This is a genomic window from Falsiporphyromonas endometrii, from assembly GCF_042654485.1.
Classification (GTDB): domain Bacteria; phylum Bacteroidota; class Bacteroidia; order Bacteroidales; family Porphyromonadaceae; genus Porphyromonas; species Porphyromonas endometrii.
On record NZ_JBHSGO010000172.1, the window covers coordinates 1 to 14317 of the forward strand.

A 14317-nucleotide genomic window follows, 5' to 3' on the forward strand; every position below is an offset into this window, starting at 1 on the left:
CCCGATGAGCCTGAATTGACATAGGGGGATACCCCCATTTTAGCGCAAGATGATCAAGTGGGATGCCCCTCTTGAATACTATGCTATGTCCTTCTTCAAAGAAGAACGTTTAGGACACTATTGGTTTGAATGCCATTTTTTTGGACACAATATATGGTAAGGGAAACAACTTCTTGGTTATCTTTGTCTCATCAGTGAGATGAGTATATCTCATTTCTTCAATGATTAAAAAAAGAATATAAATACATGTTGCCGCTATATCATAAGTTAAAAGCCTTTTTGTTTGTCTTTGTTTTGCTCCTTTTTATCCCTATGGGGGTGCAGGCTCAAAAGAAAGTGCAGGTGAGTGGCTATGTATTGGATCGAAATGGGGAACCTATCGAGTTTGCCAATGTGAAGGTTGTAGGCAAACCATTTGGTACCTCTACGGACCTCAAAGGTTACTATAAATTTACTATTGTAGCTACGCGAGATTCTGTCGCAATCGAGTATTCTTGTCTTGGTTTTAAATCCCAAGTAAAGAAGTTTGGATCCCTTCTATCCAATCAGAAGATCAATGTTAAGTTGTCAACTACAGATATTGAACTGGGTGGTGTCGTTGTAAGTGCAGAAAAGAAAAAACGGACCAACAGTATGCAGGTTGTCAAAACGGATCTGGCCAAGATTGCAGCTTCTCCCAATGCCGGAGTGGAGAGCCTTGTCGGCACGTATGCCGGGGTCAGTCAAAATAATGAACTGAGTTCGCAATACTCGGTGCGTGGCGGCAGCTATGATGAGAATATGGTTTATGTCAATGGCATTGAGGTTTACAGGCCTCTTCTTGTCCGCACGGCAGAGCAAGAAGGTCTGAGTTTTATCAATCCCGATCTAACCGGTATGGTCCAGTTTAGTGCCGGTGGTTTTACAGCTGATTATGGCGATAAGATAAGTTCTGTCCTTGATATTAAGTATAAGCGTCCGGAGAAGACCGAAGGCTCTTTCTCGTTGGGGTTGCTTGGTGGAAGCGCATATGTGGGGTCTAAGGTTGGTAAATTGTCTTTTATAGGTGGAGTTCGTTATAAGTCCGGACAGACACTTCTGAAGAATCTCAATGATACAGATGCAGAGTATGATCCTCATTATGTCGATGCACAGACCTATCTTACATACAATGTCAGTACACATCTGAGGGCATCTTTTCTTGGAAATATATCTTATACCTCATATAAGTTTATCCCTAAAACAAGAGAAACCAACTTTGGAACACTCGAGAATACCAAAAAGTTTAAGATCTATTTTGATGGGAAAGAGCAGGATAAGTTTTTAACTTTGTTTGGTGCATTTAGCCTTGAGCATGTTCCTTCAGCTGAGTCGAGAAGAAGTCTTACCTTTTCGTTCTTCAAAACAAGAGAGCAAGAGACATATGATATTGATGGGTCCTACTTTTTGAATGATTTGGGCGCACAAAATCCTTCGGCTGCAGATATTCTCTCCGGAGAAGGTGTCCTTGGTATTGGTAATAGTCATGAGCATGCTCGCAATCACTTATATGCTTCTGTTTTTAATGTAGTCTATCGGCAGGATCATGTACTTAGTGAGCGCCATCGTTTGCAGTATGGATTGGATTATAAGTTAGAGAAGGTGGATGACTATATTAATGAGTGGGAAAAGAGGGACTCAATGGGTTATTCGCTTCCGCGTGTTGATGATATGGTGACTGTATGGAAGAATCTATATTCAGATGCCTCTGTACATACCTCACGATTTGGTTGTTATTTGCAGGATCATATCCGCTTTACCACAGATAAGGGGTTGTTTACTTTTACACCGGGGATTCGTGCATCTTACTGGAGCTTCAATAAAGAATTTACCATAAGTCCAAGATTTAATGGATCGTTCGCTCCGTCCAACAATAGTAACCTTATCTTTAGACTTGCAGGAGGACTTTATTATCAGGCTCCATTCTACAAAGAGCTCCGTAATGAGACTTTTGATGATGACGGCAATAGGATAGTTGTACTCAACAAGGATATCAAGAGTCAGGGAGCATGGACGATTTTGGCAGGCACAGATGTGGACTTTTTGGTGGCTGATCGTAAGTTTAAATTTACGGCAGAGCTCTATTATAAGTATCTCTTTAGAATCAATCCATATATAAGAGAGAATGTAAAGATTAGATACTACGGAAGTAATATTGGCAATGGCCATGTGGCCGGTCTGGATTTGAAACTTTTTGGAGAGTTTGTACCCGGTGTTGACTCTTGGCTTACTTGCTCTTTCTTATCGAGTGGTCAGGATTTGAGAAATGGCTTAGGACATATGCCTCTTATGAATGCTCCAAAGTATAATATCTCTCTCTTCTTTCAAGATTACTTCCCCGGGAACAACAGGATAAGCCTAAGTTTGAGAGGGGTCCTTTCGGGGGGACTTCCAATCATCAATCCGGCCAAGGGTTTTTCGAAACCTGCCTTCACGGCAAGTGCCTATAAGCGTATAGATATTGGGATGCAGTATGCAATTTTTGAGAGAGATGATAACAATGCAAGGGGATTTTGGTCTAACTTTAGAAAGATAACATTAGGATTGGATGCTTTCAATCTTTTTGATATTTCCAATGTCAATTCATACTATTGGATTAGTGATGTCTTTAGTCAGCAGTATGCAGTCCCCAATTATTTGACAAGAAGACAGTGGAATCTGAGAATGACTGTCGATTTCTGAGCCAAATTTATTACGCTTAGTTTGCCTATCTACAATATTTTAAGTTACTTTGCACTCGCTTAGCGCAATCTCTGGCAGGAAGAAACGTGTGGCCTGTGTATATTGCGTTTGGTATTAACGCTAAATCAAATAAGCAACAATGGATTTTATCAAAATTGTAGAAGAAGAATTCAAGACCGGAGCAGAGCTTCCGGAATTCCAAAGTGGTGACACTATCACAGTAGATTACAAAATTACTGAAGGTGATAAGCACCGTATCCAGAAGTACCGTGGTGTAGTTATTCGTATCTCAGGAGAAGGCTCTCGCAAGCGTTTCACTGTACGTAAGATTTCAGACGGTATTGGTGTAGAACGTATCTTCCCTATGAACAGCCCATTTATCGATAGCATCACAGTAGAAAAGCGTGGTCGCGTACGTCGTGCTAAGCTTTATTATCTACGTGGACGTATGGGTAAGAAGGCTCGTATTAAGGAGCGCCGCTTTGTAGCTTCTAAGTAAGTCCGATTATTGTTTCCCTTGCTTTGAGCGAGAGAGGCAATGGAGTCACAACTCGTAGCATAAACTCCTCTGCAGCTTTAAGCCGTGGAGGAGTTTTTTTAATCAATTAATTTATGGCAGACGACAAGAAAATTATCTTCTCAATGGTGGGTGTAAGTAAGATCTTTCCACCTCAGAAGCAGGTTCTCAAAGACATCTACCTATCTTTCTTTTATGGAGCAAAGATTGGTATCATTGGTTTGAATGGTTCCGGTAAATCAACTCTTTTGAAGATTATTGCCGGTTTAGATAAAGACTATCAGGGAGAAGTGGTATTCTCTCCGGGATATTCTGTTGGATATCTTGAGCAGGAGCCACATTTGGAACCGGGTAAGACGGTTATCGAAGTGGTAAGAGAGGGTGTGCAACCCATTATGGATCTCTTAAGTGAATTCGAAAAGGTCAACGAATCTTTTGCCGATCCTGAGATCCTCGAAGATGCAGATAAGATGGCAGCATTGTGTGACAAACAGGCTGAGATCCAAGATAAGATCGATGCTTGTGATGCGTGGAATATCGATTCGAAACTCGAAAGGGCAATGGATGCCCTTCGCTGTCCTCCGGAAGATCAGGTTGTAGACACCTTGTCAGGTGGAGAACGTAGGCGTGTAGCTCTTTGCAGACTGTTGCTTCAGCAACCGGATATCCTCCTTTTGGACGAGCCCACCAACCATTTGGATGCAGAGAGTATAGATTGGCTTGAGCAACATTTGCAACAATATGCCGGCACTGTTATTTGTATTACTCACGATCGTTATTTCTTGGATCATGTAGCGGGCTGGATTCTTGAGCTTGACCGTGGAGAAGGTATCCCATGGAAGGGCAATTATTCTTCTTGGTTGGATCAAAAGACCAAGCGTATGGCTCAAGAGGAAAAGCAGGCTTCTAAGCGTCGTAAGACTCTTGAGCGAGAGCTTGAGTGGATCAATATGGCTCCTAAGGCTCGTCACGCCAAGGGTAAGGCTCGTCTTAATAGTTATGAACAGCTTCTCAACGAAGATCAGAAGGCTAAAGAGGAGAAGTTGGAAATCTATATTCCTTCAGGTCCGAGACTTGGCAATAAGGTGATCGAAGCCAAGGGTGTGTCTAAAGCTTTTGGCAACAAACTCTTGTTTGATGATCTTGAATTTATGCTTCCCCCTAATGGTATTGTTGGGGTCATAGGACCGAATGGGGCCGGTAAAACAACCCTCTTCAAACTCATTATGGGTATGGAGAAGGCAGATAAGGGATGTTTTGAAGTGGGTGAGACGGTTAAGATTGGTTATGCCGACCAGACTCACAAGGATATTGACCCCGAAAAGACGGTTTATCAGGTGATAAGTGGAGGTCAAGAACTTATCAAGGTTGGTAATAAGGAGATGAATGCAAGAGCTTATCTCTCAAGATTTAATTTTGCCGGAGCCGATCAGGAGAAGAAATGCGGAGTCTTATCCGGAGGGGAACGGAATAGACTTCATTTGGCTTTGACCCTCAAGTCGGGTGGAAATGTGCTTCTTCTTGACGAACCGACCAACGATATTGATGTCAATACACTTCGTGCTCTGGAGGAAGGTTTGGAAGGTTTTGCCGGATGTGCAGTGGTGATTTCGCACGACCGTTGGTTCTTAGACCGTATCTGTACGCATATATTGGCATTTGAAGGTGATAGCAAAGTATTCTTCTATCAAGGTTCTTATACAGAATATGAGGAAGACAAAAAAAGAAGAATGGGTAATGTAGAACCCAAAAGAATACGCTATCGTAATCTAATGGACTAAGAATAGATTGTTACAATGACATACATAATCAAAAAGCCTGTGCCAACTCGGTACAGGCTTTTTGATTATCACTCTATTTTAATGTTTTTCAAAACCCGATGCAAGGTGGTGAATGGACAATCTTCTCCTCTTGACAAAACTGGTCGATTGGAACATATTTAGTCTGCTAACCTGGGGTATAGCAGGCTTTGTGATTGTTGTTGGAGTATAAAATAGGCCAATATAGATCATAAAGGCGTCTATTGATTGTTTAAATCATCAGTTTTTTCATCCTAATATTCTAAAGATATTTTTGGGTTTATTTTGCCGATTCAAAAATGTACCTTTGTTTTAGATTTATAAGTAATAGATAATGATAGCAGCTGAGAGATATCACGATATAAGTATGGGGCACCGTGTGGTTGGTCATCAACATAAGTGTAGGCATTTGCATGGTCACAACTACCGTGTTCATTTTAGATGTACTGCTGAGGAGCAGAACGAATTAGGGATGGTTATTGACTTTGGGGTCATAAAAGATACTTTGTGTCGTTATTTGGAAGAATATTGGGATCATAAGATGATGATTTGGCAAGAAGATCCTTTGCTTGAGCATTTGGAGAAGCTTGTTCCTGAGGATATAATAATTGTTCCTTTTAATCCCACAGCTGAGAATATGGCTCGCTATCTGGTTGAGGTTATAGGACCTCGCCTATTGACAGGTACGGGGGTTACTCTGAGCTATTGTCGGGTCGACGAGACCAGAAAATGCAGTGCAATCTATAGCCTTTAAGAACTATGAATCGAGTGGATATGAGTTCGGTAGCAGAGCGAGTGCTCAAGGTAAATGAATATTTCTACAGCCTTCAAGGAGAGGGGGCAAGACAAGGTGTGCCTACTATATTTATAAGGCTTAGTGGATGCAATCTGTCTTGTAGCTTTTGTGATACCGATTTTGACTCTTATGAGGCATTATCTTTAGACGAACTTTCATCTCGTATAGCATCGTATCCTTGTAAGTCAATTGTCTGGACCGGTGGTGAACCGACTTTACAGTTAGATAGTGCTATAGTGGCTTATTTTAAGGATTTGGGATATTATCAAGCTATCGAGACCAATGGTATGCAATCGGTGCCCGAAGGTATTGATTATATCAGTTGCAGTCCTAAGCACCGTAATGTATCTATGCTTCATAAGTTTTTCTCGCAGGGTGTTTCCGAATGGCGGTTTTTGATTGAGCCAGAGGGGGCTCTTCCTATTCCTAAGGAGCAGCTGCCCAAAGCTTTGCATTATTGTATTAGCCCGGTCTTTGACCTTACGACAGATCGCCCGAATCCCATAGCCTTGCAACGCTGTATAGATTATTGTCTGGAGCATTCACAATGGCGTTTGAGCCTTCAAATTCATAAATTGATAGGAATAGAATAGTGTCATAATGATTTTCAAAAGAATATATCCGATCTTGCTACTTGTGTTGGCTTTGTCGTCTTACATTTTGTCTACCGGATGTAAGTCGGTAAAACTTGCAGATGCAGAGCAGGCAGAGCGCAACGAAGAGTACTTTAAGGCTGCAAATCTGTACTATACCTTGTACAGAAGACTGCCTCGGGATAAGCGTGAGCAGCGAGGATATATGGCTTTTCATGCTGCAGAAAACTATTACCTTCAACGGAGTGTCCTTAAGGCGCTCACTTCATATCAAAATGCTTTGAGATACGATTATCCGGATAGCATCGTCTATCTTAAGATTGGGCAGTGCTATCAATATATGGGAAAGTACAAAGAGGCGCTGAAGTATTATAAGGATTTTGAAAAGAATCATCCCATGGACACGCTTGCCAAAATTGGTATAGAAGGGGCTGAAATGGCTTTGAGGGAGAAGGCTGAAACGGAGAGCGTCATGGGAGAAGTTAATCCCTTCCAAACCTATAAAGTAAGACTCTCTCCAACATTGAATAGTGCTCGAGCCGATTTTTCTGCAACATATTCACCTGATGGGTCAATCATCTATTTTACCTCTTCTCGTTCCAAAGATCCATCTATAGATATCAGTAACATAACAGGCGTAAAACCTAATGATATTTATTGGGTCAAAAGAGATGCAAAAGGAAAGTATTCTCGGGCAGACAGTGTGAGTGGGGGTGTCAATACTTCTGCCGATGAGGGTACGCCTGCATTCTCCGGTGATGGCAAAACAGTGTATTATACTTATGCGGAAGATCATGAATTATATTCAAGAACGGCAAAGGTGTATTCGACAAGAAGCTCGGAGTCGGGCCTTTCTAAAGGTACCGAAGTAACTCTTTCGGAAGACTCGCTACATCTTGCTGCACATCCGGCTCCTTCCCCCGATGGCAAATGGCTCTATTTTGTAAGTGATGGCCCCGGAAGTTATGGCGGAAAGGACATATATCGCGCCCCTATCAAAGATGGTCTTTGTGGTGCGCCCGAAAATCTTGGTGCTGAGATCAATACCCCCGGCAATGAGATGTTTCCATATATGTATACCGATAGTATCATGTATTTCTCCTCTGACGGACGACCCGGGTATGGAGGTTTGGACATTTACAAAGCTCAATTGGACTCATTAGGACATTGGCAGGTTAGTCATATGCCGGTGCCACTCAATTCGTCAGCAGATGATTTTGGCTTTGTAATAGACCCCTCAAAGAGAGAACCGGACGATCCGATTGCTATCAGTGGCCTTCTTTCGTCAAATAGAAGAGATGCTTATGGTCGACCTCATTTGTATGAGTTTTCGAGGAGAGCGATTAAGACAGATATAGAAGGTATTGTGTACAATCGTTTGGGAGAACCTCTACCAAAAGCTTGGGTGCGGATTGTGGGCTCCAACGGTCCCGTAGGTCAGGGTATGGTCTTTACTCGAGAAGATGGATCGTACAAAATAGCTGTGGATGGTTCTACTGAATATGTAATGCTCGCAGGTGCGGATAATTATCTCAATCAGTATATCCGCTTTCAGACCGATTCTGCCAAACGAAGTGAGACATACTATATAGATTTTTATTTGGCTTCTCGTATCAATCCCGAGAAACTGGATAATATCCACTATGATTTTGACAAAGCAACATTAAGACCTGACAGCAAGAGTAGTCTGGACGAATTGATAAAGATTTTGAACGACAATCCTGAGGTCTCTATTCGTCTTTCGGCACATGCAGATCGAAAAGGGCCCGTAGCTTATAACCAGAAGTTGTCAGAGCGTAGAGCACAGAGTGTAGTCAAATATTTGATTGATCATGAAATTGATAAGACACGTCTTTTCGCTTCCGGTGAAGGGAAGCTGGTCCCACATATTGTAAATTCCAAAGAGGCCAAGCAGTATGACTTTTTGCAAAAAGGAGATACTCTGACCGATCTGTTTATCGATGCTCTTTTACCTCAATACCAAAGCATAGCAGATCAACTCAATAGGCGTACTGAATTTAAGGTCTTAAATGAGAAAGAGGTAATGCAGCTGCTCGAAAAGCAGAGGAATGAGCAAAAGAGAGAGCCTTCCCCTTCTGTTGAGGATTCGTCAAAGCTCACTGCAACAGATCTAAAAGAGGTTGTTGAAACCACTAAGGAGGGAGCGTCAAAGTCTGATAAAAAGGCTCACAATCCGAATGAAAATCTTACCTTCGAACCCGAAGATCATAACAACAAAGACTTGAAAGATGCTCCGGACACTCGTCCAAAAGGAAATTTCAAAGATATAAAGGACAATAATACTGAGCCAAAGCGTTCGGTAAGAAAAGCCAATGAAAGAAAAATAACAGAATAGACTAACGATATTTATTATGATTAACAAGAAGACGCTTTTAGCAGTTTTGCTATTGCTGATGCCGCAATTTGTTCAATTGTCGGCTCAATCTAAGCATGTATCATTGAAGGAAATTACGAGTGGCTATTTCTACCCTAAGGGTGCCGGTGGAAGTTTTAGGCCTATGGGTAACAGTGGCTATTACACAGAGGCCACACCTGATCATAAAGCCATTGTGAGTTATAGCTTTGAGACTGGTAAGGCTGTCGATACTCTATTTAATGTTCGTACAGCGAGAGATTGCGACTTCAAAAACTTTGGTGGCTATATTATAGGTCCTGAGGGTAAGCATATTTTATTGCTAAATGATATCAAATATATCTATAGAAGATCTTTTACTGCTAATGTCTATGACTATGATGTTAGGCGAAAGTTGGTAAAACCTTTGTCTGACAAGGGTGGAGCCATCCGCATCCCAACCTTCAGCCCTGACGGTCGAATGGTAGCTTTTGTGCGAGACAACAACATCTTTATCAAGAAGTTTGATTTTGATACAGAGGTACAAGTTACCACGGACGGAAAGTTTAATCATATTATCAATGGTGCTACCGATTGGGTATATGAGGAGGAGTTTGCACAGACCAACTTGATGTCATTTAGTGCTGATGGCTCTTATCTTGCCTATGTGCGAACAGATGAAAGTCGTGTAAAAGAGTATTCTATGCCTATGTATCTTGGTAGTGACGATGCTTATCCTACGGAATATAGATACAAATATCCCAAAGCCGGAGAAGACAACAGCAAGGTGAGTCTATATGTTTATAACATTGCAGATCGCAATAGCAAGCCGGTGAAGTTGGATCTTCCTTCGGATGGTTATATTCCAAGAATTGAGTTTACGAAGAATCCGGACCAGCTGGCTGTTGTTACGATGAACAGACATCAAAATGATTTGAAGCTTTGGTTTGTCAATCCCATGAGCCTTCTTTCTAAGCTTATCATGGAAGATCGCAATACCCGTTATGTCGATGAAGCAGCTATTCATTCCATAGAGTTTTTGAAAGATGGCTTTGTTTATATGTCCGAAAAAGATGGCTATCAGCATATCTATCTCTATGCTCTTAATGGTCAGCTCAAGAAGCAAGTGACCAAAGGCAAGTGGGACGTGACAGCCTTCTATGGTATCGACCCAAAAGGTAATGTCTATTATCAGTCTTGTGAGGAGAGCCCGATCAGAAGAGCTGTCTATATGATTGATGCGAAGGGTCGAAAGACAAAACTATCTACCAAGGAAGGTTGGAATAGTGCTCAATTTAGTGGTGATTATAGATACTTTATCAATACATTTAGTAGTGCCAATCATGTGCCTGTAGTGGCATTGTATAAGACTTCTAATATCAAGAAGCCTCTTCGTGTTCTTCAGGATAACAAGGATTTGGAAGACCGTTTGGCTCAATTCCAAACTTCAAAGAAAGAGTTTATTACAGTGAAGAATGACCATGGAGACTTGATGAATGCTTGGATTGTAAAACCGCTCAATTTTGATCCAAACAAAAAGTATCCTTTAGTGATGGTGCAATATAGTGGACCAAATTCACAGCAAGTAAAGGACTCTTATGGCTTTGACTGGGAGCAATATCTTGCCGATCAAGGGTTTGTTGTTGCTTGTGTAGATGGTCGTGGTACAGGTGCCAGAGGTGAAGAATGGAGAAAATGCCATTACCTCAAATTGGGTACTGTAGAGCCGGAAGATCAGGTGGCAGCAGCCAAGCAGTTGGGTAGGCTTCCCTATATTGATCCTTCTCGAATGGCTATCTGGGGATGGAGCTTTGGCGGATACAATACTTTGCTTAGCCTTTGTAAGGGTAATGGTACTTTTAAGGTCGGTATAGCTGTGGCTCCTGTGACAGATTATCGCTTTTATGATACCATCTATACAGAGCGTTATATGCGTACACCACAAGAGAATCCGCAGGGATATGATGAAGGTTCTGTACTAAAGAATGCGCAAAATCTTAAGGGGAAAGTGCTTATCATTCATGGATCGGCAGATGACAATGTCCATTTGCAAAACACAATGGCTCTAACCGATCTCTTGGTAAAGTACAATATTCCATTTGATGAAGCTATTTATACAGATAAGAATCACAGCATCTATGGTGGTAATACAAGATATCACTTGTACACACGCATGGCTAATTATCTAAAAGCAAATCTATAATATGGCTCAAGACCACTCAAAAACAAGGCAACGTCCTTTGAAGAAGCCCGAATGGCTGAAGATCAAGTTGGGATCCAATCTGACCTATTCGGAGACTAAGGGCAATCTCGAAGGGCATTGTCTTCATACTATATGCACCAGTGGCAAATGCCCCAACAAAGGGGAATGTTGGAGTAGAGGTACGGCTACCTTTATGATTGGTGGAGATATATGTACTCGCTCTTGCAGATTTTGCAATACCAATACCGGTAAGCCTTTGCCATTGAATCCGCAAGAACCTCAAAATGTGGCTGATAGCATTAAACAGCTAAAGCTAAAGCATGCTGTCATCACAAGTGTGGACAGAGATGACCTTCCGGATTATGGCGCAGATCATTGGGTTAAAACAATTGAGGCAATCAGAGCTACCTGCCCCGAAGTTACCACAGAAGTTTTGATCCCTGATTTTAGAGGCCGCTTGGATTTAGTAGACAAGGTGATAGCGGCCAAACCAAATATCATCTCTCACAATATGGAAACGGTAAGACGTCTTACCCCATCGGTGAGAAGTGTGGCTACTTATGATACCAGTCTGGCAGTGCTTCAGCATATTGCACAGTCCGGGATTGTGGCTAAGACCGGCATGATGTTAGGATTGGGTGAAACCGAAGATGAGATATTGCAGTTAATGGATGATGTACTCTCGGTTGGGGTAAGTGTCATTACGATTGGACAGTATCTTCAACCGTCAAGAAAGAATATCCCGGTTGAAGAGTATGTGACGCCGGAGCAGTTTGAAAAACTCAGACTCATAGGTATTCAGAAGGGATTTAAGCATATTGAGTCTGCTCCACTTGTCCGCTCCAGTTATCATGCGGAAAAGCATGTATAGACTCAAATATGCCTTTAGAAAAAGGTTGTCTTCCAAGATGCCCTAACGGTGTTTTGAAGGTTAATCTTATGTAGGTTGATTAGATTGATAGTAGTAAGTTGCTAAGATATCTTTGCAACCTTTACTATAAATAGAAATAATATGAATGCACCGATTGGAGTTTTTGACTCGGGTTATGGCGGGCTGACGATCCTGAAAGAGATACGAAGTCTCCTGCCTCAATATGATTATATATATCTGGGCGATAATGCCAGAGCCCCTTATGGAAGTAGGTCCAGCGAAGTGGTCTATAAGTTTACAAAGCAGGCTGTAGACAAACTCTTTGGAATGGGATGTCCACTTGTTATCTTAGCTTGCAATACGGCTTCGGCCAGAGCTCTTCGTACTATTCAACAGCAGGATCTGCCCTTCTCTGACGACCCAACGCGCAGAGTCCTTGGGGTAATTAGACCTACAGTTGAATCGATCGATCAGTTGAGCCATTCAAGACATGTTGGGGTCTTGGCAACACGAGGTACTGTCTCAGCCCATTCTTATAAAGTGGAGATTGCCAAGCTTTTTCCCGAAGTAAAGGTCTCGGAGGAGGCTTGTCCTATGTGGGTGCCTTTGGTCGAGAATGGCGAAAGCAATAGTCCGGGAGCTGATTACTTTATTCGTAAGCATTTGTTCCAACTCATCAATCAAGATGATGATATTGATGCTATTATTTTGGGTTGTACTCATTATCCGTTGTTGATGCCAAAGATGAAAAGGTTATTGACTCCGTCCATTCGATTGATCCCTCAAGGTGAGATTGTGGCAAAGTCTTTGGCGGATTACCTTATCAGGCATCCCGAAATGGAGCAGCGCTTGTCAAAAATGGGACATACTCATTTCTTGACAACAGAAAATCCGGAGAAGTTTAGTGATTTGGCATCTATCTTTCTTCAGGGACAAACTATCAATGCAGAGCATACAACAATTGATTAAATAAATAATTAGAAGCTATGAAAAGAATTATATGGATCGTAGGGATCATTATGGCAAGTGTCTTAATGACATCATGCTGTTGCAAAAAGAGTTGTTCATCAAATTCTTTGGCAGGCACATGGAAGTTTCAGATAGATAATCCATCTTTGAAGTTAGATGCTGATCAGCTGACTATCAACTTTGATCTTACAGAAAAACGTGTGGGTGGAATAGGTATCTGCAATTCATTTGGAGCTCAGATTGAAGAGCTTGATATGAATAACAAGACTATTAAAGTAGGTGGTGTTATGTCAACAAGAGTGGCTTGTACTAACCAAATGTACGAAGTGGGGCTGATAAGCGTTATAAATAATGCTACAAGATTTGATGTAAATGGAGATAAGCTAACTATCTATTACAGTATACCTGATAGTGAGGAGCAAAAGGCATCATTCGTAAGAGTAAAAGACAAAAAGTAATCTTGGTTCAACTTTTAGAGATTTAATCTCGCAATAAAAAACCTCCGACCCTTTTATCAAGAGTTGGAGGTTTTTTATTATTACGAAGTGACCATCTGGACGACTCGTTTCATGACTATAGCAGCTGTTGCACAGAATACTATGAACCCTGTCAGGACAAGCATCCATGCGTTCAGTATCTTACCAAATAGCTTTTGTGCCGTTATGACAGACGATCCGGTGAGCCATCTGATACGGACCTCTTTGTAACACAGATATATAAGCCACCCAATAAGAATGCCGATGATGGCACCCGGTACAATATCTGTAATAAAGTGCACTCCCATATATATACGGGTATAGCATACAGCAGTGGCAATCAGAAAGATGTAGATGGAATACCAGCGATTTTTGAATAGTAGAGCCGTGAATGTTGCCAAACCAAAGAAGTTAGCTGCATGGCTCGATACAAATCCATAAGGATATCCTCGATAGTTATATACAGTTTTGACAATATCTTCAACACCCGGATAATGGGTCGGCCTTGGTCTCATACATAGCGGTTTGATAATGTGTGATGTCAACTGATCGCAAATGAGGATGGTTAGACCCATTGCAATTATAACCAATACTGCTTCTCGTGCCGGTTTTTTATAAAATAGAAGTAATATGAATGCCAACCAGACGCCGAACCAGGTCTGTGGGGCTGAAAATAGATAAATCAAAGCGTCTCCATACGCTGAATGATGGCTGTTGAGTAGGAGAAAGACCTGCTTTTCCCAAGAAACCAACATGTCCAAGATATGCATGAAAAGATGTTTTTAATTAATAATAGTCGTGGTATTGTTACCATTAACTTGTTGTTATCTCTAATTCGACAATGTATGACAAGGTCGATAGATTAGAAGAGAGCAACTATCCGACAACCTCAAAGGTACAAATACTAAGACAAATGATACTGTCCCAAAAAAGTGTGTAAGACCCAAGACTATTATCTTTGAAATTACAAACTAAAAAACGATAAAAAGCATGAACCTTACACAAGTACAAATTAAAGAAATTATTTCGAATTGTCTGTC

11 protein-coding genes are annotated in these 14317 nt (G+C 41.4%); 10 read left to right on the forward strand and 1 reads right to left on the reverse strand.

Annotated elements, in window-relative coordinates; translation table 11 throughout:
* Positions 1-246 precede the first annotated feature (246 nt).
* The 10 genes from ACFO3G_RS05635 (at position 247) to ACFO3G_RS05680 (ending at position 13259) form a co-directional block, all read left to right on the forward strand.
* Positions 247-2700: a TonB-dependent receptor gene (locus ACFO3G_RS05635; protein ID WP_380078802.1), complete on the forward strand. Its 2454-nt coding sequence runs from the start codon at positions 247-249 to the stop codon at positions 2698-2700.
* 139 nt (positions 2701-2839) lie between these two features.
* Positions 2840-3199 carry a 50S ribosomal protein L19 gene (gene rplS, locus ACFO3G_RS05640; RefSeq protein WP_380078804.1) on the forward strand — a complete coding sequence of 120 codons (360 nt, stop codon included), beginning with the start codon at positions 2840-2842 and terminating at the stop codon, positions 3197-3199.
* A 113-nt stretch (positions 3200-3312) separates the two neighbouring features.
* Positions 3313-4998 carry an energy-dependent translational throttle protein EttA gene (ettA, locus tag ACFO3G_RS05645; protein ID WP_380078806.1) on the forward strand — a complete coding sequence of 562 codons (1686 nt, stop codon included), beginning with the start codon at positions 3313-3315 and terminating at the stop codon, positions 4996-4998.
* 352 nt (positions 4999-5350) lie between these two features.
* On the forward strand, positions 5351-5770 hold the full coding sequence (locus ACFO3G_RS05650) for a 6-pyruvoyl trahydropterin synthase family protein (RefSeq protein ID WP_380078808.1): 420 nt from the start codon (positions 5351-5353) through the stop codon (positions 5768-5770).
* Between the two features lie 5 nt (positions 5771-5775).
* Positions 5776-6405, forward strand: coding sequence for a 7-carboxy-7-deazaguanine synthase QueE (locus ACFO3G_RS05655; RefSeq protein ID WP_380078810.1), 630 nt, complete (start codon positions 5776-5778; stop codon positions 6403-6405).
* A gap of 7 nt (positions 6406-6412) precedes the next feature.
* Positions 6413-8761 carry a PorE family type IX secretion system protein gene (gene porE, locus ACFO3G_RS05660; RefSeq protein WP_380078812.1) on the forward strand — a complete coding sequence of 783 codons (2349 nt, stop codon included), beginning with the start codon at positions 6413-6415 and terminating at the stop codon, positions 8759-8761.
* 16 nt (positions 8762-8777) lie between these two features.
* A complete protein-coding gene (locus tag ACFO3G_RS05665) occupies positions 8778-10961 on the forward strand; it encodes a S9 family peptidase (protein WP_380078814.1) in 2184 nt (727 codons plus the stop codon).
* A gap of 1 nt (position 10962) precedes the next feature.
* Complete coding sequence (gene lipA, locus ACFO3G_RS05670; protein WP_380078816.1) at positions 10963-11832, forward strand: lipoyl synthase; 870 nt, start codon at positions 10963-10965, stop codon at positions 11830-11832.
* A gap of 141 nt (positions 11833-11973) precedes the next feature.
* On the forward strand, positions 11974-12801 hold the full coding sequence (murI, locus tag ACFO3G_RS05675; protein ID WP_380078818.1) for a glutamate racemase: 828 nt from the start codon (positions 11974-11976) through the stop codon (positions 12799-12801).
* 17 nt (positions 12802-12818) lie between these two features.
* Complete coding sequence (locus ACFO3G_RS05680) at positions 12819-13259, forward strand: META domain-containing protein (protein WP_380078820.1); 441 nt, start codon at positions 12819-12821, stop codon at positions 13257-13259.
* Between the two features lie 80 nt (positions 13260-13339).
* Here the strand turns inward: ACFO3G_RS05680 and ACFO3G_RS05685 are convergent, their stop codons facing one another.
* The gene (locus ACFO3G_RS05685; RefSeq protein WP_380078822.1) at positions 13340-14047 is read right to left on the reverse strand and encodes a phosphatase PAP2 family protein; all 708 of its coding nucleotides are present in this window, start codon (positions 14045-14047) and stop codon (positions 13340-13342) included.
* Positions 14048-14317 lie beyond the last annotated feature (270 nt).